The following is a 25,248-nucleotide window of genomic DNA, read 5'->3' as shown; positions in this document are numbered from 1 at the left end:
GCTTCTTAAGAACGCATTGTAGTAATCATCTTTGTGTCTCAAAGGTGTGATGAGTGGCGAAAAGTAGAGTGTGTACCAAGGCTGAGGCTTTTGCTATTAACGCCAGACATTGCAATAGAAAGCTCACGGTTACCAGGACGATTCCATTGGATAACGAAGGGGGTGGATCGGGCTAACTGACTACGGCATGCTATCCCCATGAGTGTCTCAAATAGGGTGTGATACCAAATCCGACTTATTAACCCCTGAAATATCTCATCGGTCAAACTGGCCACCAATGGTAGTAAGTGAGAGCTTTAATGTCTGATTGCATGGTCATTAAAGTTCGACAGCGCTCCTCGAGCACATCTTCGAGAGCATCGAGGGTCTCAAAGCATCGATTGGCGATTGGTTCATCCGCTAGCCGCCACAATCGTTCAGCGGGCTGTAGTTCTGGAGAATAGGGAGGTAAAACCTTCAGATGAATGCCTTTAGGTACCACCAGATTTTTACAGGTATGCCATCCTGCACCATCTAGAACGAGAAGAATCTGTTTGTGCTGTCCCGCTCCAACTTGCTGAGCAAAGCTTTGCAGGGCTTGATTAAACCATTCTCCATTCACCCGAGGCAGAATGAACCATTCAGTGTCGCCTGTTGCGGGGTGAACGAATCCATAAAGATAGGCCCATTCGTAGCGATGGTCCACCTCAGCAATCGGACGCTGACCTACAGGTGCCCAGATCTTTCGAATGATGGGTTTAAGGCCTAAGCGGTGTTCATCAAAAGACCACACTTCGACTTGAGCATCAGGATAGCGTCGCTCCAATTCTGCTTTGCACTCAGGCAGTTTTTTTAAAGGCGGCTTGTGCCTCTGGGTCGCCTTTACGATGATGAGGACGTGGGCATTGAAGGGACTGCTCCAATCGCTTGAGATAGTCCCAACCTCGTTGGGGCCAAACCTTCTCAACTCCTGTCATTTGGGCGATGACCTGTGCTACTTTTGGCCCGTTCCATAGACCACCGTCGGCAGGTGGGGTTTGGAGACGAGTCGACAATTGTGCACATTGGTCTTGAGTCAGGAGACTGCGAGATTGGTAAGGTCGTTTATCTTTGCGTCGGTTGCGTAATCCATTAGCTCCATTGCGGTTATACTCTCTAACAATTTCTCGGGCGTAATCGTAGTTGAGACCGACCACTTGGGCTGCTTGAGTTAGCTTTGTTTGCTCACTGACGAGCCACAGCAGATGCCAGCGGCGCGATTCTACTGGGTCTTGGCTGGCCCGATAATGAGACTTCAGCTCCTCAGGCGAAAAATGAGGTTCGAGATACAGTTTTCTTGGCATTCTCTAATTATGAATTATATCGGAGTTATATAAATCGGATTTGGTATGATAGACATCTTGCAAACCAGTCGTTAGAGACTAATCCACATCCTTTTTCCACAGGATATCCACAGGCTGAAGTAGATGAATATTTTGGAAGCTGTAGTGGATGAAGTTGGCAACGCCACTGATTAAGCCATCATAGTTACGGTTTGCGATCGCAAACTTAGCAGGTCCCAGAAACCCACCCAACTGGCGATAGTTATCCCAGCACAACCAAGTCTTCAACAGGATAACAGTGGGGATTAGGTAAACCCACATTACTAGAGCATGAGCTGAGTTATCCGCCATACAACTTGCCTGCGCATTACGCCTGAAGAAGTTCATGGGGAAAAGACTTCAATGACAAAAACTCTGCCCTTACAACAAGAGCAGAGTTTAGAAGGAGTAATAAGAACCTAAACTTTAAAGCTGATCCATCGGTTCACTAGAGTCGATGGATCGAGGAACCTAGTTGGTTTCAGTGAAATCAGCATCAATGACATCATCTTCGCCACCAGCAGAGTCGCTGGGCTCATCAGGTGCTGCCCCTTCAGGTGCTCCTGCGGCCGCTGCATCCCCCTCTTGTTGATAAAGCTGAGTGCTGATGCTGTATAGGGCTTGCTGCAACTCAGTCGTTAGAGACTGCATTTGCTCATGGTTTTCACTGGCGACGGCTTCTTTCAGATCTTTGATAAGACCTTCAGCCTTCTCTTTATCCTCACCGGAAACCTTATCGCCTAGCTCAGACAATTGCTTCTCGGATTGGTAGACCAACGTATCGGCCTGGTTCTTGGTCTCGATTTTCTCGCGACGTTCTTTGTCTACAGAGGCATTTTGTTCTGCATCTTGAACCATCTTGTCGACTTCAGAATCAGACAAGGTAGAAGCACCCGTAATGCTAATGGATTGCTCTTTGCCAGTGCCTTTTTCCTTGGCAGTGACATTGAGAATACCGTTGGCATCAATATCGAAGATAACTTCAATTTGAGGAACGCCTCGGGGAGCTGGGGGAATCCCATCTAAGCGGAAGGTTCCCAGACTCTTGTTGTCTGTGGACATTTCCCGCTCACCCTGGAGTACATGGATCTCCACATTGGTTTGGCCATCGACCGCCGTTGAGAACACTTCCGATTTCTTGGTCGGAATCGTAGTGTTTCTAGGAATCAGTTTGGTCATCACGCCACCCAGGGTTTCAACACCCAAGGAGAGGGGAGTGACGTCCAGCAAGAGAATATCCTTGACTTCACCGGCCAGGACACCCGCCTGAATCGCGGCACCCACAGCAACCACTTCATCCGGGTTAACGGATTGGTTGGGGGTTTTATCGAGGACTTTCTTAACGACTTCCAGTACTGCAGGAATTCGGGTGGAACCACCCACCATCACCACTTCATCGAGAGCGCTCTTATCGATTTTGGCGTCACGAACGGCATTCTCAACAGGAATCCGACAGCGATCGATCAAATCAGCGCAAAGCTCTTCAAACTTGGCACGGGTCAAGGTGGTGTCTAAATGCTTAGGACCATCCTGAGTCGCAGTGATAAAGGGAAGGTTGATATCCGCTTGAGTGACATTAGACAGCTCAATCTTGGCTTTTTCTGCTGCCTCAGTCAGTCGTTGCAGGGCCTGCTTATCTTTGCGCAGGTCAATGCCTTCGGCTTTCTGAAACTCTGCTGCCAAGTAATCCACAATCTGCTTATCGAAGTCATCCCCACCCAAGTGAGTATCACCAGAGGTAGAGAGTACTTCAAACACACCATCACCCACTTCGAGGACGGAGACGTCGAAGGTTCCTCCCCCTAAGTCAAAGACCAAAATGGTTTCGTTGCTTTTCTTGTCTAATCCATAGGCGAGAGAAGCAGCGGTCGGCTCGTTGATAATCCGCAGCACTTCCACACCGGCAATCTTGCCTGCATCTTTCGTGGCTTGGCGTTGGGAATCATTGAAATAGGCGGGAACAGTAATGACCGCCTGAGTCACTTTTTCGCCTAAATACTTACTGGCGTCATCGACTAATTTGCGGAGCACCTGGGCTGAAATTTCTTCAGGGGCAAACTTCTTGCCTGCTGCAGGGCAGTCTACTTTAATGCTGCCACCCTCAGTGAGGACTTGGTAGGAGACCTCAGTTGTTTCATGGGTGACTTCGTCTTGACGACGGCCGATGAATCGCTTAACCGAGTAAAACGTGTTTTCGGGGTTCATGACCGACTGACGCTTCGCAATCTGACCGACGAGACGATCACCATTTTTTGCAAAAGCAACGACGGAGGGGGTTGTCCGGAATCCTTCTGCGTTGGCAATGACCGTGGGTTTGCCCCCTTCCATCACTGCTACGCAAGAGTTAGTGGTTCCTAAATCTATTCCAACAACTTTTGCCATAGGTTTTTACAGGCTCCTTCTAAAAAATTGTCTGTTAAGCAAACAGGTCACTGACCGGGTTCTAGAATACCCATTGACGGAGCAATAGTTTTTATGTACTAATGGCGAGCGTCGTGGGATGGTTAACTTACCTCTATACTTGGCTTTCCCAGCCAGATCTTGAAGGCGTATTTACCGAACCTGGTGTAGACGGTTTTAGTGCTGTGGGGTCCACCGAACTGTCATCAAAGGACTTTGCGGTAGGGCAGCACCAGTGGGGAGCCGTCAGCCGGAAAGGGTTAGGGTTACCCCATCACAATTTCCAGGACTTGGTTTGCTGAATCAATACATTCATCACTATAGACAGCACCGCTACAGACTGTCGTTGGGACAACCGTAACGTTTTGGGGGTATTTACCGTCAGCGCCTAAAAATAGGCCTAAGTACTTCCCAATCATGGGTTTCATGGGGTATGTGCTACTATCTGTATCAGATCTGCTTGGGCAAGGATTCATGGGCAAAGTTCTCGTTCTGAATGCCTCCTATGAACCGCTGAATATCACCAGTTGGCGTCGTGCGGTTGTTTTAGTCCTGAAAGAGAAGGCTGAGCAAGTAGAACACAACGGTAAGTTTGTGTATCGAGACTTTCCCTTGCCAACAGTCATTCGGCTGCGCCAATACGTGCGTGTTCCTTACAAAGAAATTCCTTTAACTCGCCGAAACTTACTGCATCGCGATAGCCATACCTGTCAATATTGTGGGCATTCTGGCGATGATTTAACCCTTGATCATGTGATGCCTCGATCACGAAAGGGAGGAGATACCTGGGACAACATCGTGACGGCCTGTGTGCGCTGTAATGTCAAAAAAGGCAATCGTACCCCCAAAGAAGCTCGGATGAGCCTGAAACAAACGCCTCGTCGTCCCTACAGTAGCTTGTACTTTGAGGTCACCAAGCATCTACGAAATGGGGTTCATCAAGAATGGCGTAAGTATGTGATTGGGATGTGATTTGCTGTGATGCCTTCATGTCTAGGCCAAGAAGGCGAGTATTCCTCCCCATAACTTTAGGGGTATCCTCACAATAAGGTGATGGTTTTTTCGAATAAGATCGCTGAAAATAAAAGGTATATGAACAGAAGGTGCTTCCCTGCAGGGTTGTTAGCACCGATCCCAATCCTAGCGATTCATGATAATCTTCAGAACTGGCTTTGTCTTGATAAAGCGGTTCTGTCCGTGTCTATTGTTCCATCTGAATATTACTCCTACCTAACATTAGGTTTTTACTATGGTTTCAACTTCTTTGAAGTCAGTTGACCCTAAACCAGAAGCCCGTTCAGCCAATCTCAATTCGTCTGAAAAACTTGGCTCTCGGTCTTCCAGTAATCTCACGAGCCTGAATGGGCGAGCCCAGGAACAGCGCGCTGACGCATTTGCCAAGATTCTCGAAAGCCATCGGGGCGACTCGCAACTCGTCGTTTTACAAGATTTTCCAGATCCAGACGCCCTTTCTTCTGCATGGGCCTATAAGCTCATTGCGGAACAGTTTGATATCCAATGTGAGATTCTCTACGCTGGTACCCTCAGTCATCAAGAAAACATTGCCCTTGTAAAGTTGACCAACCTGCCCGTGCAACGATGGGCTTGTCAGTCTCCTAAAACGAAAGGAAAAGATTTATCGGCTTACCAGGGCTGTGTCTTGATTGATAATCAAGGCACCACCAGCCAATTGCTGCCGACTTTGCAGGCAGCGAATATTCCGATCACTATCATCATCGATCACCATAGTTTGCAAGAAGGGGTTGAAGCTGAATTTACGGATGTGCGGCCGAATACCCGAGCCACAGCAACTATCCTCACCCAATATCTCCGGGCCGGTTTACTAGAGTTTGATAGCAGCGTTAGTGAACATGTGCATTGTGCAACTGCACTGATGCATGGGCTACGCTCCGACACTAATTTCCTTAGGCAAGCCCAGGAAGAAGATTTTCTGGCAGCTGCCTACCTGAGCCGCTTCTATGACAGCCAGTTACTGAATACGGTTCTCCAGTCCTCGCGGTCAAAGCAGGTGATGGATGTGATTGAGAGTGCTCTCAAAAATCGCAGCGTTTATAACAATGTAACGATTGCGGGGGTGGGGTTTCTCCGCTATGACAATCGTGATGCGATTCCTCAAGCCGCAGATTTTTTAGTCACGGAAGATAATGTCCATACAGCTGTGGTATATGGCATTGTCCATGATGAAGATGAAGACCTAGAACTGGTGGTTGGGTCCTTGCGCACCACGAAAATTACCCTTGACCCGGATGAATTTATCAAAGAGGCCTTTGGCCAAGATACCCATGGCCGCTTTTTTGGGGGTGGTCGCTCCCTTGCAGGGGGATTTGAAATCCCCATGGGCTTTTTGTCGGGCTTAAATGAGAATTCGGATTTCGCTAAGCTGAAGTGGAGTGTCTACGATACCCAAATTAAGCAAAAGCTCTTGCGTTTGGTGAACCCAGAAAATAGCGTAATTCCCAGTAGCTAGCCCCACCTCTGAAAGAATGGGTTAACATTAGTTAATGTAGCGATCGCATCGCCCCATTCTGAACCTGGAGGATTGAAGTCCGTGAATAAGCGGTGGAGAAATGCAGGATTGTATGCGCTGTTAGCCATTGTTGTCTTGGCATTAGGGACAGCTTTACTAGAGCGCCAGCCTGCTGATAACCCAACTTGGCGTTACAGCAAGCTAATCGAAGAAGTTGAAAATAACAACGTTGAAAAAATTCGCATCAGTGCCGATCGAACGATGGCTGAGGTGAAATCTGGCGAGGGTATAATTACCGTCAACTTGCCACCGGATCCAGACTTTATCGATATCTTAACTAAGCAAGATGTTGATATTGCTGTCCTTCCTCAAAGAGAAGAAGGGGTTTGGTTTAAGGCGTTGAGCACATTTTTGGTGCCCGTCCTCTTACTCGTGGGACTTTTCTTTTTGTTCCGTCGGGCTCAGTCCGGACCTGGTAACCAGGCCATGAACTTTGGTAAGTCCAAAGCCAGAGTCCAGATGGAACCTCAGACCCAAGTCACCTTTAATGATGTGGCGGGTATTGAGCAGGCAAAGTTGGAGCTGACGGAAGTCGTTGACTTTCTAAAGAACGCAGACCGCTTTACTGCCGTGGGTGCCAAGATTCCTAAAGGCGTACTGTTGGTGGGTCCTCCTGGAACGGGTAAAACCCTTCTAGCGAAGGCTGTAGCTGGAGAAGCGGGCGTTCCCTTTTTCTCCATCTCTGGTTCAGAGTTTGTGGAAATGTTTGTGGGTGTGGGTGCTTCTCGAGTCAGAGACTTGTTTGAGCAAGCTAAAACCAATGCCCCTTGTATCGTCTTTATCGATGAAATCGATGCTGTTGGCCGTCAGCGAGGTGCTGGTCTAGGCGGCGGTAATGATGAGCGGGAGCAAACCCTTAACCAACTCCTAACGGAAATGGATGGTTTTGAAGGCAATACCGGCATCATTATCATTGCAGCCACCAACCGTCCTGACGTACTGGATTCTGCTCTGATGCGTCCCGGTCGTTTTGACCGTCAAGTAGTGGTGGATCGTCCAGATTACAAAGGACGTCGTGAAATCCTTAACGTCCATGCCCGAGGCAAAACCCTCTCTAAGGATGTTGATTTAGAGAAGATGGCTCGTCGGACTCCTGGATTTACGGGTGCTGACTTGTCGAATCTCTTAAATGAAGCTGCGATTCTAGCAGCCCGGCGAAATCTGACTGAGATTTCGATGGATGAAATCAACGATGCCATCGATCGGGTCTTGGCTGGACCTGAGAAGAAAGACCGCGTCATGAGCGAGCGCCGCAAGCGCTTAGTGGCATACCACGAGGCAGGTCATGCTCTTGTGGGTGCATTGATGCCGGATTATGATCCAGTTCAAAAAATTAGCATTATTCCTCGAGGTGGTGCAGGGGGTCTAACTTGGTTTACACCGAACGAAGACCAAATGGATTCTGGTCTCTACAGCCGCAGCTACTTACAGAACCAAATGGCTGTTGCTTTAGGCGGTCGAATTGCTGAAGAAATCATCTTTGGTGAGGAAGAAGTGACAACAGGTGCTTCTAACGACCTGCAGCAAGTGGCTCGCGTTGCCCGCCAGATGATTACTCGTTTTGGTATGAGCGATCGTTTGGGGCCTGTGGCCCTAGGCCGTCAGCAAGGCAATCCATTCATGGGACGCGACATCATGAGTGAGCGGGACTTCTCTGAAGAGACTGCCTCTACGATTGATGATGAGGTGCGTAACCTAGTGGATCAAGCCTACCGTCGGGCTAAGGATGTGTTGACTTCTAACCGTTTAGTACTCGATAAAATTGCTGAACGATTGGTTGAGAAGGAAACGGTAGATTCTGATGAACTTCAGGAAATTCTGAATACGAATGAAGTGAAAATGGCTGCGATCGCATAACGCTGCATCACCAGAGATAAGTCTCTGGTGGTTTCACATCCTGCATTAATCATTGACTATCTCAAGAGGCTCTGTTCCCAGAGCCTCTTTTTTTGGGCTATGGGATAAAGACGCTATATATAGACATTAGATTGTATTTTTAACTACATATGGCGTAGTGGTCGAATATTCATGAAATCCTCACTTCACCTGTTTAGGGATTGACAGGGGCAAAAAATGCAGATAAAGTACATTTGTACTAACTCAGCCCCTCTGGAGACTCAAGCAATGTCCATCGGTCTTACCACTCCTCCCCCAACGTTTGTGGCAACCAAAGTGGATCAAGCCTATTGCAACCAACGCCAGCGGTATCAAAAGCGCAAACTCCGCATGGCAATTCGGTATCGACGGCGGTTAGTACTTTTGCGAGCAGCCTTCCAGAACGAGCTAGATCGGGCCTTAAGTGCCAAACTGCAAAAAGGCTTGGGGTTAAAAATTTGCCTTAGTGAGCAAGCGGAACATCAGGCCCATTTCATGGCTCAATTTGAATTTGAGGGACAACAGTGGGTATTGACCTGTCAGCGCCATTTTTGGCGTTGTGATTGGTTCTTTACCAATACTGATCAAAATCGGGTAGTGCGCTGTAACCATCGCACGTTAGAGCGTCGCCTCTGCTATGCCTTAGGGCATTGTCGAGCCCTATCCCCTCATTTCAAAGCGGCTTAGAGCCGATATGATAGGGACGTTCGGTTTGCCACAGTTTTTATGAACGACCAGGATAGGTCCTCCTCCGATGCCCCGTTTTGCCTGCTGCTATTTGTCAAAAATCCTATCCCTGGCACTGTTAAATCTCGATTAGGACGAAGGATTGGGTTTGAAGCGGCTGCTGCGCTCTATCGCTGCTTTGCTAGGGATTTACTCCTCACCACTCAACAACTGGGGATAGACCAACTTATTTTCTATGCCCCGGCAGAAGTGGAAACGGCGGTGCGGGATTGGTTAGGGTCTGAATATACTTATCTTTCTCAGCAAGGGGATGATTTAGGCGAGCGGATGGCCCATGCCTTTACCACCTGTTTTGAGAGGGGATATGGCGGTGCTTTAATTACGGGCAGTGATAGTCCTGATTTGCCCCTGTCCTATTTGCAGAATGGACTCAATGCCCTGAAGCAGCAGCACATCGTGATTGGTCCTAGCGATGATGGTGGATACTATACCCTGGGGTTTACCCCTGAGACTTTTACCCCTGACGTTTTTTCAGATATGCCCTGGAGTACAGAGACGGTCTTTGAGCAGACCCTCCAGCGCCTCCAACCTCGTCCAGTCCACCAACTGCCAACTTGGTATGATGTCGATACATTAGAAGATTTACGCCACTTCCACCAAAGACTATCCCTAGCTGGCGTCCAAACAGAGAGTATGGCTTTTCTTCAGGAACATCTTGACCTTTTGGGCCACGATGAAACCTGAACTTTCTATTGTTATTCCTGTGTTGTATGAAGGGGCGAATATTTTGCTCCTGGCTGATCATCTCAAGGCCATTGCCGGGGATAGGGTTTATGAAGTCATTGTGGTGGATGGTGATCCAGAGGGCTCAACCCTGCAATATCTGCCCCCCGACATCCAAGGGATAACGGCTGCAGCGGGTCGAGGAACGCAGATGAATGCCGGGGCTAAACTAGCTCAAGCTCCAACCCTGCTGTTTTTACATGCGGATACCAGACTGCCCCAGACTGCTCTATCCCAAATCTGTAGGACTCGGGAGCAAGCGACTGCGGGGGCGTTTGATCTAGGGATTGATAGTCCTAGAACAAGCCTGCAGTGGATCAGTCGGGTTGCCTCTTTGCGATCGCGTTTCACGCGCATTCCCTATGGTGACCAGGCTATTTTTGTTGATCGAGCCACGTTTATGCGAGTGGGTGGCTTTCCCAATATCCCGATTATGGAAGATGTGGCTCTGATGCAGCAGCTCAAACGGCAGCGGATTCCGATTCAAATTGTGCGCGATCGCGTTTTGGTTTCGCCTCGGCGTTGGGAACAAGAAGGCATTCTTCGCTGTACCCTGCGGAATTGGATGTTGTTGGGGCTTTACACCTTGGGAGTCAGCCCTCATCGTTTATGGCGCTGGTATAGACCCCCTTCTCTGCCAAAATCTGGGCTTAAAAATTAGTTATATTTTTGGGGGATAAAGAAAAACAAATGGTTTGGCGTGATACACTCTCGACTTAAAACGAACCCCTGGAACAAGCCAGACGATGCTTGTCGTCACAAAGGCTGACCCATGTCGCTCAACATAATTCACCATCACGTTGTAGAGCCAAACCCATGAAACTATCATTACGCCCCATTGTTCAATTACTCGCTGTTGCGGCCTCTGCCACGTTTGCAGTGGGAGCTACTGTCCCAGAGGCCCGAGCCGCTACTTTTAGTGAGAAAGAAATCAATCAGTCTAAGTTTGTTTTAGTAGCCGCCCCCATCGGCAATGGCAATATTCACCAACTCCTGATCCTGGAACAAATTTCTACTGAAAAAGAATGTTGGAGTGAAAGTGGCAGCAATCCCGTCGTCATTGATCCGCTTTTGCTGAACTTTGACTTCACCGGTTTGTGTAGCCGCAGCGTCGATCAAAATGGTTACTCGATTCGTGTGGACGGTGACGATTTGGGAGGCCGATATTTGGTCCAAATCCGTAAGACTGACACGGATATGGTGCTGATGGGAATTCCTGATTCCAAAGCCGGGGGTGATCAGGAGATTGAATTGGGTCGGACCAACGGCAAAACAACAGGATTTGCCAAGATTGCCCTCAATCCTGACTGGCGGCTGACCAAGCGAGCATTCAAAAAGAAAACCCTAGGTCATGTCTATATCTCCAAGGGCATTAGCGCCGTGCCGTTTCCCGATGTTGAAAATGACATTTACCTCAAAGATATTAGTCAGGCCGTTGCCCTCAAGTTTATTGCCGGATTTGAAGATAATACCTTCCGTCCGCTAGAATCCCTGACCCGTGAGCAATTGGTGTCTATGATTCTGGAGTCCCTGAAGAATATTCCTGGGGTGAGCTTTACCGTGCCTAGTCAGGCCAGCAGTAATCCCTATCCTGATGTGGAAGCAGGCCGTTGGAGCGCAGCCAAGATTGCCTTTGCTCAGCAAAACGATATCGTCAAGGGTTATCCTGATGGGACCTTCCAGCCGACTCGTAAAGTCACCCGAGCAGAAATGATGGCAGTCCTTAAGAACGCCGCCATTTATGCTAAATCCTTAGGCGGACTTGATACGCAACTGGCCGTGAAGCAACCCCCTACTAATTTCACGGATACCAGTGGTCATTGGGCAGTTGACGTGATTACGGAAATGTCTAGCTATTGTGGAGTTGCCTCTCCCCTAAATGAAAAGGGTTTGGCCTTTACCCCGAATCAATCGGCTCAGCGTAATTATGCAGCAGCAGCCACCTTGCGTACCCTCAACTGCGTGAAAGCAGATGCATCGACGGGTGCATCGCCTGCTCCAGCGGGAGCACCATCGGAACCATCGGTTGCCCCAACTGTGCCGTTACCATCGGTTCCCAAGCCATCAGTACCGACTACTCCTTCTGTACCGGATGCGCCCACGGTTCCTCCTGCGGATTCCAATATCGCCCCAACTGTGCCGATGCCATCCGTTCCTAAGCCTTAGGACTCCGACTCACAATCTCGAATGTCGTCTCTACTGATAGAGCAATGCTTCCTTCGTAGAGTGCTGTATCCCATGGGAAGGTATAAAAACGGCTCAGCCTCAACTTTTTGTCAGGGCTGAGTCGTTTTCTTTAGGAGGTAGTTTGGGTCTGTTAAAGACCGTTAGTTCTCAAAGGTCTGACGGGGCACCCATGACTGAGCACCTCACTAATACTGGTTCTCAGAAAAAAATAGTTTCCGTAAATCCACTCAGGTGGATAAACGAATGAGCTTGTTAGGATGGCGTTTGCCTCAGGGGTTCTGCTCCCTGGCTCCTCGCGAGCCCTCCTGGGGCTAACTTTGTTTTGATTACGTTACATCCTGTCTTCTTCTCGGCCAGATCCTATGATGAAAGAAGAGATGTAAGTGATGAAAAGTTCCTAAGTGGTGTAGGACAATGAATTGTTCTACATGATTGGGTTATGGATACGCTGCCCACCACCTTGATTACTCCCCACAGTGGTTATCACTGGGATGGTAGTCAGCGACGATTTTTTGAAGGCTGGTATTACCGGGTGACTTTGCCGGAGCTGGATCAGACCTTCGCCTTTATGTATTCCATTGAGGATCCGATAGGGGGCCAACCCTATAGCGGTGGGGCCGCCCAAATTTTAGGTCCTGAGGATACTTACTTTTGCCGGACCTTTGCGGATGTTAGCCAGTTTTGGTCTTGGGGGGCTCCTGTTGGTATGGGACCCTTAGGGCTGGGACATTGGAGTCGTGGGATTCCGGGCTTACAGCCCCAGTTGCTAGAGCCAGACGAGTTTGATCGACAAATCACCCAAGGCTATCAGGGCACTCATACTTGGCATCAAGGCCATCTGCGGGATCCGGGGACGGGGCAAGCCGCCCATTGGGCCTATCGGATTCAGCCGATTTATGGTTGGGGAGAAGTGGGTAAGACTTCACGATCAACGGCAGGACTGCTGTCTTTTTTGCCGATTTTTGAGCCGGGTTGGCAGGTGATGATGGCCCATGGATGGGCGACGGGGTGGATTGATTGGCAAGGCCAGCGATATGTATTTGAAAATGCCCCGGCCTATGCGGAGAAAAATTGGGGTGGTGCCTTTCCCCAGAAATGGTTTTGGATCAATTGCAATTGTTTCGAGGATCAGCCCGATTTGGCGTTAACAGCGGCGGCTGGACGTCGAGGGGTGCTGTGGTGGATGGAATCTGTGGGGTTGATTGGGATTCATCATCAGGGTCAGTTTTATGAGTTTGCCCCCTGGAATTCTGAGATCTCTTGGTCGGTGACCCCTTGGGGCGAATGGACGATGACGGCCCGTAATTCGGAATATGCGGTGGAGATTTGGGCGAGTTGCGATCGCAACGGCACTCCCCTCCGTGCCCCCACTCAGAATGGCCTGATTTTTATCTGTAAAGACACCATGCATGGCCGTGTCACCCTCACTTTAAAGCGCTATCATCAGCAAGGAACAACCCTGCTCTTGAAAGCCCATAGTCATCTCTGTGGGTTGGAGGTAGGAGGAGGACCTTGGCAGACGGCATGGATTGCGGAAGAGGCTGCTTCTCAACCCTTGGATTCTGCGCCTTGGGGACTGGCTGCGACTTAGAACGCTGTTTATCTAGCCCACCTGTACGCCATCTCTAAGTTACAGAGGCAGTCACAGACAATGGTTTACACTGAGATTTGCGACTCTAAGTGGTTTTAAGGTGGAATTAGACCGATCCCCATAGCATATGAGCAAAGAATTGATAGGTCCAGCAATATGGTGATCCGACTGTATCTTGTGGCGGCTGGTTTAGGGATAGCCCTGATTGGCCTTGGGGGACAGCCGTCTTTGGGGCAGACCCCTGAAACAGCTGTGCCAGAACCTAAACTGAACCGCGACTCCTCCTTGTTGAGTTTGCCCACTCAAGAGTCAGATGTAGAGATTAATCTCAATCAGCCCCTCGCTCTCCAACAGGCTTATGAGTTAGCCCTACGCAATAATCTGACTCTACAAGTGACCGAGCTGCAACTGCAGCAAAACCAGAGTTTTTTGACCCAGGCCAAAGCCGCCAACTGGCCCACCGTGAGTGTGCAGTCAGCCTTGACCCGGACGGATTCTGCTAACTTTCTGCTCAACCAAACGCCAATTCAGGTGGATGCGGCAGCTCAACTTCAAGCTCAGCAGCGAACGTTGCAAAGTTTGCAAACCCAGCAGTTTCAGTCCCAACAGGAACTGTCTATCGATATTCAGCAACTGCAGTCCCGGCTACAGCAGGATCAAAACCAGAGTCAACAGCAAATTTTTGATCAGCAAATTCAGCAGCTCCAGTTGCGCGCTAATACGAGTGCGACGCCCTTTGCGATTACGAATGTGGCACCTTTGCAGCCCATTGCTGCAGTGCCGATTAGTCAAGGGAACAGTGGAGGCATTTCGAATCGAATTCAAGGGACGGTATCGGCTACCTACAATATCTATACTTCCGGGTTTCGGTCGGGGCAAATTGGGGCAGCTAAGGCCCAGGTCAAAATTTCTGAGTTAGAGCTGAAGCGGCAGCTCGAGCAATTGCGCTTGGATGTTGCCAATGACTACTACAATCTTCAACAATCGTCAGCCCTGATTACTGTGTCGAAGGATGCGGTGCGGAATGCGGAGGCTAGCCTTGAGGTCGCTAGGGTTAGGGAACAGGCCGGGCTTGGTACCAAATTTGATGTGCTGCAGTCGGAAGTTCAGTTAGCCGATACGATCCAAAATGCGACTCAGGCCGAGAATTTGCAGAAGATTGCCCAACGCCAACTAGCCCAGCGGCTCAATGTGAAAGAAACCGTCAACCTGTCGGCTGCGGATCAGGTCAATATTGCTGGCGGCTGGCTGTTGACCTTAGAAGAAAGTATTGTGTTGGCCCTCCAAAATCGGGTGGAGCTGGCGCAGCTCCTCAGTCAACGCCGGTTGGCTCAGCAGCAGCGTCGCGTTGCTCTGGCGGCGAATAAGCCTCAACTGCAGGCCTTTGCCAGTGCGGAAGTGGTGGAAGGGCTGGATGATGGTGTGTCCGGTGCCTTTGGCTATGCCGTCGGCTTGCAAGTGTCCATCAACTTTTTTGACGGCAAAGCGGCTAAATCTAGGGCGGCACAGCAGGAAGAGAGTATTGCGATCGCAGAAACCCAATTTGCCGATACCAAAAATGATCTGCGGTTTGAAGTAGAGCAAGCCTATTCCGATCTGCAGTCGAATTTACGCAATATTAATACGGCCCAGAGCAGTGTTCAGTTGGCAGAGGAAAGTTTGGCCTTAGCGCGGTTGAGATCGAGCGCCGGGATTGGCACTCAGCTAGATGTGACCAGTGCTGAAAACTCGTTGACTCAGGCAAAAGGTAACTTAATTTCCGCTATTTTGAACTATAACCGAGCTTTAATTTCCCTCCAGCGGGCCACCAGCTATGCTCAGCCCGTCAGTGGGGTGACACCTCCAGGAGGTTAAGGGTGCGCGTTCTCATTTGGTTTCGCAATGACTTGCGGCTCCATGACCATGCCCCGCTGCACCAGGCGGTGCGTTCTAATGCGGATGTGATTCCCTGCTACTGCTTCGATCCACGCCAGTTCGGTCAAACGCCTTTTGGCTTTCCCAAAACAGGACCGTTTAGAGCCCAGTTTTTGCTGGAGAGTCTGGCGGATTTGCGTCAATCCTTGCGGGCTAAGCAGAGCGATCTGATCCTGCGCCAGGGCCATCCTGAAACGATTCTGCCTGAGCTAGCGCAAGCGTTGAACGTCGATGCAGTGTATTTCAATCGAGAAGTTACCTCTGAAGAGGTGGAGGTCGAAAACCATCTGCGCAAAGCTTTAGCCGACCTAGGGATTGATTGCCTAAGGTTTTGGAGCAGTACCCTCTATCACCCAGAACAGCTGCCCTTTCCGATTCGAGAGCTGCCGGAGGTGTTTACCCAGTTTCGTAAGCAGGTAGAAAAATCAGCTAAGCCTAAACCCCCGTTCCCGACACCACAGACTTTATCGGCACTGCCAGATTCTGAGCCAGGTGAGCTGCCCCAACTGGAAAACTGGGGATTATCCACTGCTCAGCCAGACTCCAGGGCGATGATTCGGTTCTCGGGTGGAGAAACGGCAGCACTGGAGCGATTGCAGGACTATCTCTGGGAGCAAGATTGTCTAAAGCAGTATAAGGAAACCCGTAACGGGATGCTGCAGCCCAATGATTCCACGAAGTTCTCGCCTTGGTTAGCCTTGGGCTGTGTATCGCCGCGCTATATTCACCAGCAGGTAAAGGCTTATGAGCAGGAGCGAGTCAAAAATAATTCTACGTATTGGCTGATTTTTGAGTTAATCTGGCGAGATTATTTTCGGTTTATTTGTGCCAAGCATGGCAAGGGAGTCTTTCGGCTGTCGGGCTTGCAGGAGCTGGCGTTGCCCTGGCAAGACAACCGCGAAACCTTCGAGAAATGGCAAACAGGCCAGACGGGATTCCCGTTGATTGATGCCAATATGCGGGAGTTGGCGGCAACGGGGTTTATGTCCAATCGGGGACGGCAGAATGTGGCCAGCTTTTTAACCAAGAATTTGGGCCTGAATTGGCAAATGGGGGCGGAATGGTTTGAATCTTGCCTGATTGATTACGATGTCTGCAGCAATTGGGGCAATTGGAATTATGCAGCAGGGGTGGGGAATGATGCCCGAGGATTCCGGTTTTTCAATATTGTTAAGCAGGCGAAGGATTATGACCCCCAGGGGGATTATGTGCGCCATTGGTTACCGGAGTTGAAGGATGTGCCAGGGGGACAGGTACAGACGCCTTGGCAATTAACAGCGTTGGAACAGGAGATGTTTGGGTTTGTTGTGGGGCGAGATTATCCAGAGCCGATGGTGGATTTGTGGCAGTCGGCTAAGGTGAATGAGCAGATTTATAACCGAGTGGTGAATCGATAGAAAGCCCATTGTTTACTTAATCTGCTTAGATCACTGAAGTTTAAGTTAGGGACTTATCTTGGCAAGGTTTGGGTTGTGGGTCCGCTTTGGCAAGATTGGTGGCAAATCTCTCAGGTAGGCGAATCATTTCGAAGCCATCTTTGATCGTTCCTTTCCAAGCCTGTCTGGCCTCATAGCCACTTTTATCTTTGTTTTCAAGATGGAGGTGAGCCCGAATTAGAAGTGTTTGATTGTCTGACGCTTGGATGGGCTTACTCGTACTAGAGAAAGGCTGTTGATCATCATGACTGATGTCAAAATGGGGGCGATCTAATAGCTCCTGATCTTCACTTAGGATTTCCCACCAATCCACATACTGATTACAACCTTCTGTAGGACCATAAAGATTGGCCTTGAAGGTATATTTACCCCGTTCTTCAGATGCTTCAGGCTGCTCTACAATCACTGCGCCATTGATCAATCTAGGATTTTTTTTCTCAGCCCAAAGGGTCAAAAGTTTGATCTGGGCTTTCACTTTCCAAGATTCTGGGCAATATCTCAGGGCCTTTAATGACTGTCCCCAATCGCTTAGATAGGCATATTTTACAGAAATTGCTTCCATAACACTTTCGGCATTAGCTGCTTCTGCAGCTTTTAGAGTCTTCTTTAATCCTTCCTGGGCGAGTTTGGGGTCATTAATTTGACCATAGGCATCTGCAATCGCTCTCAGGGTATTGGATTTGTCACGTGGGTCATCAATTTTTTCGGCGACGGTTAGGGCATTTTTCAATCCTTCATGGGCGAGTTTGGGGTCATTAATTTGACCATAGGCGTCTGCAATCGCTCTCAGGGCATTGGATTTGGAACTTGGGTTATCAATTTTTTCGACGACAGTTAGGGCATTTTTCAAGACTTCATGGGCGAGTTTGGGGTCATTGACTTGACCATAGGCGGCTGCAATCGCACTCAGGGCATTGGATTTGTCACGTGGGTCATCAATTTTTTCGGCGACGGTTAGGGCATTTTTCAAGACTTCATGGGCGAGTTTGGGGTCATTGACTTGACCATAAACGGCTGCAATCGTTCTCAGGGCATAGAATTTGTCAGTTGGCTCATCAATTTTTTCGGCGACAGTTAGGGCATTTTTCAAGACTTCATGGGCGAGTTTGGGGTCATTGATTTGACCATAGGCGGCTGCAATCGCACTCAGGGCATTGGATTTGTCACGTGGGTCATCAAATTTTTCGGCGACAGTTAGGGCATTTTTCAAGACTTCATGGGCGAGTTTGGGGTCATTGATTTGACCATAGGCGGCTGCAATCGCACTCAGGGCATTGGATTTGTCACGTGGGTCATCAAATTTTTCGGCGACAGTTAGGGCATTTTTCAAGACTTCATGGGCGAGTTTGGGGTCATTGATTTGACCATAGGCGGCTGCAATCGCTCTCAGGGCAGAGGATTTGTACCTTGGGTCATCAATTTTTTCGGCGACAGTTAGGGCATTTTTCAATCCTTCATGGGCGAGTTTGGGGTCATTGATTTGACCATAGGCGGCTGCAATCGCTCTCAGGCCAGAGGATTTGTACCTTGGGTCATCGATTTTTTCGGCAACGGCTAGGGCATTTTTCAATCCTTCCTGGGCGAGTTTGGGGTCATTGATTTGACCATAGGCGGCTGCAATCGCTCTCAGGGCATCGGATTTGGAACTTGGGTCATCAAATTTTTCGGCGACGGCTAGGGCATTTTTCAATCCTTCCTGGGCGAGTTTGGGGTCATTGATTTGACCATAGGCGGCTGCAATCGCTCTCAGGGCAGAAGATTTGGAATATGGGTCATCAAATTTTTCGGCGACGGCTAGGGCATTTTTCAAGACTTCATGAGCGAGTTTGGGGTCATTAATTTGACCATAGGCGGCTGCAATCGCTCTCAGGGCAGAAGATTTGTACCTTGGGCCATCAATTTTTTTGGCCCTTACTTGCATTAGGTTTAAATCTTTTTTGATGGATTGATGGTCAGTCTCATGAATCAACACAGATGTAAATTGACTAAAAAATTGAGCCTGACTCCCTGGACGATCAACATATTGGGTCACCATATCCATTGCTTTTTGTTTCTTGCCATCTTTGGCAAAAGCAATCGCTGCACTGACTGCATCTTCATCGCTAACTCTATCTAAGGGGCCACCCATTGGATTCACCAAGGCCCACCGCACTTGCTGAATTTGTCCTGCCGGCATATACCATAGCCAACCTAAAAACACAGAAATCCCTAAACAAACTGCCATCAATGCCCCCGTGAATCCTTGCACTCGCCGCCAGCTTAAAGCCAACAGTTTTTCTTTTTGAGGCCGTTTGGGTCCCCAGGTTAAATAGGGCTTTTGCTGTTTAATCGACCACAACTCCCGTGGACCAAAAAGATAACGCCCACTGCGGTTATTCCCCAACCACTCATTCACCCGCCGATCCAAAAGCTGATTCGCCTGATCTGCCGCCGATAACTCTCGACCCGCCTGTTTGAGTAAGGATGGAATTAAGCGTTCATGGGCCAGTTCATATCCCACTTCTTGCTGCTGTCGGTTGATCGGGGTAATCAGCCGTACATCTCCCCGCTCCAACCATCTCACCGCCTCGCGCACCTCTTGAGAAGAGAGAGATCCCGTTAATTTTTGCTGTAATTCACTGACCGTTAAAACCCCTGCCCGTACCTGCCGTTCCAAATCCGTTAGGGCCAACAATACTTTTAAGGCAGCCTGTCGCTGCCCCTCCGAGACCCGAGCCATCAAGGCTTTATCCAAGAACCGCATCAACAGCCCTTCCACACCCCCAAACTTCTGGAAAGCTTGGCGATTAAAGGCCCGCAACTCCGAGGCATTTTGGCGTTCAATCATCCAGGCCAAAATCTGCACATCCACCGGAGAAATCAGCCCATCTTCCCGACCTGCCAACTCTTGCTCCGCCAGCTCCATGACAAAAGATTCTTCAAACCGGAGATTTTCTGTGTGAGCAATCACCGCCAATACCTGGGTCGCTTCAGCAGGCGTAAACTTGGCCAACTGAAACACATCCTGGGGACCGAGGTCAAAGTGGAGTGCCTTCTGGATTTCTACAATATGGAAAAACAAATCTGAGCGGATCGAGACCAGAATCTTCACTGGCGGAGTGGGCTGTTTGTACCATGCCATTAACCCTTGCAAAAACGGCTGACGATCCTCGGGCTGCTTGGCATGGACATACCATTGCTCAAACTGGTCCAAAAACAGGACCACAGGCTTGTCCGCAGCAGTCACCGCTTGCGTTAAGAGCGCCAAAAAAGGATGTGCATCCGTTTCAGTGGTCAACCACTCCATCGGAATTTCTAGCTGCTCAGCTAATGCCTGCCGAATGGCAGCCAGCGGTTCTTGGTCCGAAAACCGCACGTATACACCGCAGAACTCACATTCGGACCTCAGAAACTGAGGTAAAATTCCAGCTTGTAAAACAGAAGTCTTCCCACAGCCCGACTCTCCTACTAAAATTCCAAATCGGAAGTCAGAGCTAGTGATCACTTCTACACAAGTTTGGAGCAATCGTTCTCGCTGCAATCGGGCAAAAATTTCTGCATCGTCTTGGCTAAAGGGTCGCAGTCCCTTAATCGCTTTGCGCTCTGCTAAATCTTCGAGGTTAGGGGGCTGAGTTCGAGGTAGGGTTTTGAGGGCAAACCCCAAAGCCACTAGAATGATCAACACCACCCCACCCCATAGAAAAAATGAGAAGGCAGTTTGATATTCTGGCTTGATGAATTGATTGAGCTGATCTCGACCGAAATGAGTTAATAGTGCTAGCCCTACTCCTACTAAAACCAACAGCATGTACCAATTGCGCTGTCGGACTAACTCCGCGATCCAGCGAAGCAACTGAGCCATTGACTCAGTTGAAGATTTCAAAAAATGCTCTGGTGGAGGGGGAGGAGTTTCAGAACCCATAATTCAAGTGGATTTGGCAAGATTACCTTATTTAATCCTGAAATCATGGATGAAGTATCTTTTGTCAGGATATTTTTAAGATAGCTTTAAGCTAAAAAGTGACGAATAAAAACCCCAAAATCTACCTAGAATTTGGCCATCAATGGTGATGATTAGTCGTTCATTTTTTATCAAACCCCAAGCTAAAGAAAAGCTGCACCCTCCCTAGCCAAGCCGTAGATAAAGATACAATCTCGATAATATGCAGTCCTTGTGCCCAAGCCACTATGCCTGACCTTGCCCAATCCAACGTTGAATATAAAGTCATCAACCAACAGGTCTATAACATCCAGTTGATGGATCGGCAGGTTGAGACCAAAATTCAATTTGTTTCCGAAAACCCCAACGACGCCACCATTAGCAAATATGTCGCTCTAGAGCATTGCTTTAGCGATCAAGAATGTGATGCCATCGAAACTTACTTTTCCAAAGTCAAAACCATGACTGGAGAAGTGGGCGGTAAAGCGGTCCACAAAGCAACCCGCGACAGCACCCTCCGCTGGCTACGGCTAAACGAATACCCAGACAGCGTGTGGATCTACGAAAAAATCATGAACCACGTTGCCCAGGTCAATGCTGAAAACTGGCAGTTTCGGCTAGATGGATTTGAAAGCTCTATTCAACTCACGGAATATGAACCCGGTGGCCATTACACCTGGCATCAGGATATTGGGTCGCGGCGGAGTGGCTTGCGGAAGCTGTCCGTCTCGGTGCAGCTCTCAGACCCGGATACCTACGTAGGCGGTGGACTAGAACTCCATGCCACTCAAAAGCCTGTCCTGATGCCTCGCTCCCGGGGCACCCTCGTTATATTCCCTAGCTATACTTTGCATCGTGTTACCGCTATGACCGCAGGAATGCGCTGTGCTCTTGTCACCTGGATTGGTGGCTTAGAAGCCTATCGATAGCGCTAATTTTAGGTGCAATAACTTAGGTGCAAAAACAATAAATAGGTGTGAACTTACAGCGGTTTACGGGTAGGCACGCCCACTCGTCGCGGAAATTTGGGATCGGTGGGTTGGGTTTTGCGGAGATAGATACAGTGCCGGATGCCTGGAGAATGGGGCATCTTCACAGGCAATACCGCCACGACCTCTCCTCCAAGTTTGGATGCCACAGCCTTTAATCCCTCCTGCTCTTCCGTTGTCCATTGGCCGCGATACAGCACGGCATAGCCTTGCAAGGCTAATAAAGGGAGTGCATATTCAGCGCAGACTGAGGCTGGACCCACGGCTCTAACGAGGGCCAGATCAAAGGATTCTCTATAGGGGGACTGTTGGCCTAGATTTTCAGCGCGATCGCAACACCCCTCCACATTCTCCAACCCCAGGTCAGCCGTTGCCTGTTCTAGAAAGGTCAGCTTCTTTTGGGTGGAGTCGAGTAGAGTAATGGGCCAGGTCGGTTTGATGATTGCGATCGGTAAACCCGGAAACCCACCCCCTGTACCAATATCGATCACCCGCATGGCTTGGTTGAGGTCTGTAGATAAGCTCGCTAGGTCTTGGAGCCAAGTAGGTATAGGAGAGCCAGGCGGCAACCAAGGCGCAATACCCACGAGAGAATCCCACAGGTGTTTTTCCCAGAAGTCTTGGGGATCCGTAATTCGGGTGAGATTAAGCTGCTGATTAGCCCGCAGAATTTGCTGAAACAAGCGTTCAAACTGCTGTTCCTGCTCCGAGGTCGGTTGCCAGCCCAAGGTTTGCAGCCACACGTCAGATCGATTGGGTAATGTGCGGTCGCTCATAGGTTGTCCGTCTAGATCTAGTTCTATAGATTAGAAATCGTTTGGGCCATTTGGAAATCCATTTCCGTCAGTCCCCCCGCATCATGGGTAGTGAGGGTAATATCGACCCGGTTATAGCTGATATAAATATCGGGGTGATGGCCTGCGGCTTCAGCAGGGTCTACCAGGCGATTGACAAAAGCCATAGCCGCCAAAAAATCCTTGAACCTGCGGGTGATTTTGAGGGATTGGCCGTCTACGGTCCAACCGGCGAGGGACTGTGCCCGTTCACGAATGGTCGCATCATCTAACCTTGCAGCCATGAGAAACCTCCAATCTGAATGTTGTGGGTCTGCCGCGCCAGGGCGACTAGGATTCTTTCTTCTTCTTTAGTTTGACATGAATGTCGTAGCGGGTACTCCACTCATTGTTAATGGCTGTCGTCACGCCAATTGTTTCAATCCCTTGCATAAATTTTGTGGTGTCTGGCGTCAGTTTTGGCAGTAGGGGATTGGTGTCTAGCAATCCCAGCATGCGCGGCATATCAATATAGAAATTGCCGTTATTGGGGTCCAAGTCTGAAGTAGTGGCCCCTTTAAAGCTCGCGGCTTGGGTTAAATTTGTCTTCGGAGCCGGGAGCAAGCGGTTGGCGATGGGAGCCCCAAGGGTAAAAAAGGCCACATCATTATCTAACCAGCCATGACTGGCAATGGGGAGTCCGGGAGGCACCTTCCAGTTCGTTACGGTTTTCTTCCCCACTTTGGATTCAGTCACTAGAAAATTAAAGCGATCGCGCATGGCCTCATCGAGGGCTCGAAAGGCCTGATTGGCGGTGGTCCGATCTTTGGCCTTCGCTAAGAAAACGATCCCGACCCCTTTTTTATCCTTGGTTTGGGCAGGGATGATGGCGGTAGAGAATTCGCCATCCATCCAGCTAACAAACTGGTTATTGAAGTCAATGCCCGTGCGTTTGCTCAGGTCATCATTCCAAGCTTTGGGATTGAGGGGAAACACCAGTTTGGCTAAATTTCCCTGGGCATAGTCCCGCCAGACCTGTTGAAAATTCCCTCCCGAGGTCATCAATAACGTATCGTCGGGTAAATGTTTGGCAATATCTTTAGCCTCGTTTTTGGTCTCTAAGGTGTCTTTGGCATCGGGCTTTAGCCAGGAGATCGCCTTAAATTGGATGCCATCCTTGACTACCATCAGGGTTGAGCCAATCCCCTGAACACTCTGAATGCGTTCCTGGCTGGCCGGAGATAAGGGCACGCGACTCATCTGAGCCGCGGCGATGGGGACATTAATATAGACCTTTGCGATCGCAGCATCGTTTTCGATTTCTTTGAGGGCCTCTTGATAGCGGGGCACATCGGCTAAGGCGGGCTTCCCTTTATGGGTATCGATAACGGCGTTGATGGGGGCATCGGCGGATGTAAACACTAACCAGCGATTATCTAACGTGGCAAAACCATAGCGTTTGCCATCCTCTGCATCAAATTCATACACCTTTGTTTCTTTATAGGTGCGCGTATCTGTCGAATTAGCAGCAGTCAGCTTATTTTGAAAGACTTTTTCAAATTGGCCTTGATCTCGAATGGGCACTATCCAAATGGTGGCTTGTTGGCTTTGCTCCTCCACCGATTCCACCGTGGGGGGCAACAGAGCCATGGTCAGTTGATTGGCGGCCCAGGGCTGGATATTGGCTTTATAGGACAGGCCATTGGGTTTCAATACGTCCGTCTCTAGTTGCTGGAGCCGGTCTTGCAACGTCTTTTGAGTGTCAGGGGTGCCGAACTGGGCGATTTGTTGCCATTGGTTACCCCCGGTATTGAGGGTGACGCTTAACATCACATCTCTGGGCACTACTTTGGAACCTAGGGGTAAAGGCCCCGCTTTCTCTTCACCTTGAAGCAGAAAGAACGCGAGGGTACCGCCTACCACCAGCAACGCTGCGCCACCCAAGGTCAACATCAAAGTCCGTGACTGGTTTTTTTGCGGCTTCCGCTTGGCCAGCTTAGATCGGTTGGGTCGGGTCGGTCGAGTGGGTCGTTCGCTCATGGTTGAGTTAAATCCAAGGTGTAGAGGTCAGTATGCACAACTTCACTAACTTAGGTAAAGCCTGCGATCGCAATTAGGAATCAGCCAAATCCCTAGGTGTCCCCATGATTGATCGGTCATTATTCATCTATGCAGACGGCAATAACCAGAAGATGTCCATCGCATTTTAGAATAGTTTCGTTTTATTGCCCCTAAAATCACCGGACACTGCGAATGAGAATACCTGGCTAGGGGGATGGTCAGGCTGATTCAAGAGATGTTGACTCTCAATTCATCACTCCTTTTGTGGATTATTGGCCTCAAAAAATGAGAATAAGTACAACTTTTTATCGGTAAATTCTATCTTTGCCCTTGCTGAAATAGAGGTTTCTTGCTACAAATTACAGGTAATTCAACCTAGTAAAACAGGGATATTCGAGTGACTTTCGTTCATAATCCCCCTGATCAAAATCGACATTCTGAAGCGATTCAATTGCCATCTCCAGACATGATGTTGGCAACTGCTCGTGAGGCATATCAATCCTATTGCCAGATCCATATCGATGCACAGCCTCCTGTTGGGGTGGCAATGGATCGGAATACAGGGCGCGGACAACTGATTTTTTCTGAGCAACCCATCTTGCTGCCCCATGAATGTTTTATCTCTGCTGAACAAATCGAAATCGACGAGCCATCTCAACCCGAAGATATCGAACTCAATTAGAGAGTGGGTATCCTGCCTATAGGAGTGGAACTTCTCTGGCAGAGGTTTTCTCCCTTCAAACAT

Annotated in this window: 21 protein-coding genes; 13 read left to right on the top strand and 8 right to left on the bottom strand. The window is 49.3% G+C overall.

Going from position 1 to position 25,248, the window contains the following annotated elements; genetic code table 11:
* Positions 1 to 262: 262 nt before the first annotated feature.
* The 4 genes from I1H34_RS23445 to dnaK form a co-directional block, all read right to left on the bottom strand.
* Entirely contained in the window at positions 263 to 805 is a 543-nt protein-coding gene (locus tag I1H34_RS23445; RefSeq protein ID WP_212663263.1) for an IS630 family transposase, read from the bottom strand.
* A gap of 13 nt (positions 806 to 818) precedes the next feature.
* A complete protein-coding gene (locus tag I1H34_RS23440; RefSeq protein ID WP_249369539.1) occupies positions 819 to 1,322 on the bottom strand; it encodes a helix-turn-helix domain-containing protein in 504 nt (167 codons plus the stop codon).
* 78 nt (positions 1,323 to 1,400) lie between these two features.
* Positions 1,401 to 1,652 carry a hypothetical protein gene (locus I1H34_RS23435; RefSeq protein ID WP_249369547.1) on the bottom strand — a complete coding sequence of 84 codons (252 nt, stop codon included), beginning with the start codon at positions 1,650 to 1,652 and terminating at the stop codon, positions 1,401 to 1,403.
* Between the two features lie 159 nt (positions 1,653 to 1,811).
* A complete protein-coding gene (dnaK, locus tag I1H34_RS23430; protein ID WP_212663302.1) occupies positions 1,812 to 3,722 on the bottom strand; it encodes a molecular chaperone DnaK in 1,911 nt (636 codons plus the stop codon).
* Positions 3,723 to 3,823: 101 nt separating this feature from the next.
* Here dnaK and I1H34_RS23425 point away from each other — a divergent pair, with 101 nt between their 5' ends.
* From I1H34_RS23425 to I1H34_RS23375, 11 genes are all read left to right on the top strand, one after another.
* Complete coding sequence (locus tag I1H34_RS23425) at positions 3,824 to 4,042, top strand: hypothetical protein (protein ID WP_212663301.1); 219 nt, start codon at positions 3,824 to 3,826, stop codon at positions 4,040 to 4,042.
* Positions 4,043 to 4,214: 172 nt separating this feature from the next.
* Positions 4,215 to 4,712, top strand: coding sequence for an HNH endonuclease (locus tag I1H34_RS23420; protein ID WP_212663300.1), 498 nt, complete (start codon positions 4,215 to 4,217; stop codon positions 4,710 to 4,712).
* 277 nt (positions 4,713 to 4,989) lie between these two features.
* Positions 4,990 to 6,228: a DHH family phosphoesterase gene (locus I1H34_RS23415; RefSeq protein WP_212663299.1), complete on the top strand. Its 1,239-nt coding sequence runs from the start codon at positions 4,990 to 4,992 to the stop codon at positions 6,226 to 6,228.
* Between the two features lie 81 nt (positions 6,229 to 6,309).
* Positions 6,310 to 8,145 (top strand): ATP-dependent zinc metalloprotease FtsH3, encoded by a 1,836-nt coding sequence (gene ftsH3 / locus I1H34_RS23410; RefSeq protein ID WP_283250040.1) that lies wholly within the window; start codon positions 6,310 to 6,312, stop codon positions 8,143 to 8,145.
* Positions 8,146 to 8,412: 267 nt separating this feature from the next.
* On the top strand, positions 8,413 to 8,850 hold the full coding sequence (locus I1H34_RS23405) for a hypothetical protein (protein WP_212663297.1): 438 nt from the start codon (positions 8,413 to 8,415) through the stop codon (positions 8,848 to 8,850).
* Between the two features lie 39 nt (positions 8,851 to 8,889).
* The gene (locus tag I1H34_RS23400) at positions 8,890 to 9,594 is read left to right on the top strand and encodes a TIGR04282 family arsenosugar biosynthesis glycosyltransferase (protein WP_212663296.1); all 705 of its coding nucleotides are present in this window, start codon (positions 8,890 to 8,892) and stop codon (positions 9,592 to 9,594) included.
* The gene (locus I1H34_RS23395; RefSeq protein WP_212663295.1) at positions 9,584 to 10,294 is read left to right on the top strand and encodes a TIGR04283 family arsenosugar biosynthesis glycosyltransferase; all 711 of its coding nucleotides are present in this window, start codon (positions 9,584 to 9,586) and stop codon (positions 10,292 to 10,294) included. Before I1H34_RS23400 ends, I1H34_RS23395 begins: the two co-directional genes overlap by 11 nt.
* A 155-nt stretch (positions 10,295 to 10,449) precedes the next feature.
* Complete coding sequence (locus I1H34_RS23390) at positions 10,450 to 11,799, top strand: DUF3747 domain-containing protein (protein WP_212663294.1); 1,350 nt, start codon at positions 10,450 to 10,452, stop codon at positions 11,797 to 11,799.
* Between the two features lie 460 nt (positions 11,800 to 12,259).
* Positions 12,260 to 13,411, top strand: a complete 1,152-nt coding sequence (locus I1H34_RS23385) for a tocopherol cyclase family protein (protein WP_212663293.1) — start codon at positions 12,260 to 12,262, stop codon at positions 13,409 to 13,411.
* A 156-nt stretch (positions 13,412 to 13,567) separates the two neighbouring features.
* A complete protein-coding gene (locus I1H34_RS23380; RefSeq protein WP_212663292.1) occupies positions 13,568 to 15,265 on the top strand; it encodes a TolC family protein in 1,698 nt (565 codons plus the stop codon).
* 2 nt (positions 15,266 to 15,267) lie between these two features.
* Positions 15,268 to 16,722 (top strand): DASH family cryptochrome, encoded by a 1,455-nt coding sequence (locus tag I1H34_RS23375; protein WP_212663291.1) that lies wholly within the window; start codon positions 15,268 to 15,270, stop codon positions 16,720 to 16,722.
* A 40-nt stretch (positions 16,723 to 16,762) separates the two neighbouring features.
* On the opposite strand, the gene I1H34_RS23370 is transcribed toward I1H34_RS23375, so the two are convergent.
* Positions 16,763 to 20,602, bottom strand: coding sequence for an nSTAND1 domain-containing NTPase (locus I1H34_RS23370; RefSeq protein ID WP_212663290.1), 3,840 nt, complete (start codon positions 20,600 to 20,602; stop codon positions 16,763 to 16,765).
* Between the two features lie 326 nt (positions 20,603 to 20,928).
* On the opposite strand from I1H34_RS23370, the gene I1H34_RS23365 reads away from it, so the two are divergent.
* Positions 20,929 to 21,609: a 2OG-Fe(II) oxygenase gene (locus I1H34_RS23365; protein WP_212663289.1), complete on the top strand. Its 681-nt coding sequence runs from the start codon at positions 20,929 to 20,931 to the stop codon at positions 21,607 to 21,609.
* 53 nt (positions 21,610 to 21,662) lie between these two features.
* On the opposite strand, the gene rsmG is transcribed toward I1H34_RS23365, so the two are convergent.
* From rsmG to I1H34_RS23350, 3 genes are read right to left on the bottom strand one after another with little or no spacing between them, the layout of a single operon-like run.
* On the bottom strand, positions 21,663 to 22,445 hold the full coding sequence (rsmG, locus tag I1H34_RS23360; protein WP_212663288.1) for a 16S rRNA (guanine(527)-N(7))-methyltransferase RsmG: 783 nt from the start codon (positions 22,443 to 22,445) through the stop codon (positions 21,663 to 21,665).
* Between the two features lie 23 nt (positions 22,446 to 22,468).
* A complete protein-coding gene (locus I1H34_RS23355) occupies positions 22,469 to 22,747 on the bottom strand; it encodes a 4a-hydroxytetrahydrobiopterin dehydratase (protein WP_212663287.1) in 279 nt (92 codons plus the stop codon).
* Positions 22,748 to 22,793: 46 nt separating this feature from the next.
* The gene (locus I1H34_RS23350) at positions 22,794 to 24,482 is read right to left on the bottom strand and encodes a DUF3352 domain-containing protein (protein ID WP_212663286.1); all 1,689 of its coding nucleotides are present in this window, start codon (positions 24,480 to 24,482) and stop codon (positions 22,794 to 22,796) included.
* Between the two features lie 418 nt (positions 24,483 to 24,900).
* On the opposite strand from I1H34_RS23350, the gene I1H34_RS23345 reads away from it, so the two are divergent.
* Positions 24,901 to 25,185 carry a hypothetical protein gene (locus tag I1H34_RS23345; RefSeq protein ID WP_249369545.1) on the top strand — a complete coding sequence of 95 codons (285 nt, stop codon included), beginning with the start codon at positions 24,901 to 24,903 and terminating at the stop codon, positions 25,183 to 25,185.
* Positions 25,186 to 25,248 lie beyond the last annotated feature (63 nt).

Source organism: Acaryochloris marina S15 (assembly GCF_018336915.1).
Taxonomy (GTDB): Bacteria; Cyanobacteriota; Cyanobacteriia; order Thermosynechococcales; family Thermosynechococcaceae; genus Acaryochloris; species Acaryochloris marina_A.
Note: the sequence above shows the minus strand (reverse complement) of the source record. Positions and strands in the feature narration are given on the sequence as shown.

Coding starts and splice junctions, on each gene's coding strand:
- I1H34_RS23440 (WP_249369539.1), bottom strand. CDS start 1,322: ATGCCAAGAAAACTGTATCTCGAACCTCATTTTTCGCCTGAGGAGCTG.
- I1H34_RS23435 (WP_249369547.1), bottom strand. CDS start 1,652: ATGGCGGATAACTCAGCTCATGCTCTAGTAATGTGGGTTTACCTAATC.
- dnaK (WP_212663302.1), bottom strand. CDS start 3,722: ATGGCAAAAGTTGTTGGAATAGATTTAGGAACCACTAACTCTTGCGTA.
- I1H34_RS23425 (WP_212663301.1), top strand. CDS start 3,824: ATGGCGAGCGTCGTGGGATGGTTAACTTACCTCTATACTTGGCTTTCC.
- I1H34_RS23420 (WP_212663300.1), top strand. CDS start 4,215: ATGGGCAAAGTTCTCGTTCTGAATGCCTCCTATGAACCGCTGAATATC.
- I1H34_RS23415 (WP_212663299.1), top strand. CDS start 4,990: ATGGTTTCAACTTCTTTGAAGTCAGTTGACCCTAAACCAGAAGCCCGT.
- I1H34_RS23405 (WP_212663297.1), top strand. CDS start 8,413: ATGTCCATCGGTCTTACCACTCCTCCCCCAACGTTTGTGGCAACCAAA.
- I1H34_RS23400 (WP_212663296.1), top strand. CDS start 8,890: ATGAACGACCAGGATAGGTCCTCCTCCGATGCCCCGTTTTGCCTGCTG.
- I1H34_RS23395 (WP_212663295.1), top strand. CDS start 9,584: ATGAAACCTGAACTTTCTATTGTTATTCCTGTGTTGTATGAAGGGGCG.
- I1H34_RS23390 (WP_212663294.1), top strand. CDS start 10,450: ATGAAACTATCATTACGCCCCATTGTTCAATTACTCGCTGTTGCGGCC.
- I1H34_RS23385 (WP_212663293.1), top strand. CDS start 12,260: ATGGATACGCTGCCCACCACCTTGATTACTCCCCACAGTGGTTATCAC.
- I1H34_RS23380 (WP_212663292.1), top strand. CDS start 13,568: ATGGTGATCCGACTGTATCTTGTGGCGGCTGGTTTAGGGATAGCCCTG.
- I1H34_RS23370 (WP_212663290.1), bottom strand. CDS start 20,602: ATGGCTCAGTTGCTTCGCTGGATCGCGGAGTTAGTCCGACAGCGCAAT.
- I1H34_RS23365 (WP_212663289.1), top strand. CDS start 20,929: ATGCCTGACCTTGCCCAATCCAACGTTGAATATAAAGTCATCAACCAA.
- rsmG (WP_212663288.1), bottom strand. CDS start 22,445: ATGAGCGACCGCACATTACCCAATCGATCTGACGTGTGGCTGCAAACC.
- I1H34_RS23355 (WP_212663287.1), bottom strand. CDS start 22,747: ATGGCTGCAAGGTTAGATGATGCGACCATTCGTGAACGGGCACAGTCC.
- I1H34_RS23350 (WP_212663286.1), bottom strand. CDS start 24,482: ATGAGCGAACGACCCACTCGACCGACCCGACCCAACCGATCTAAGCTG.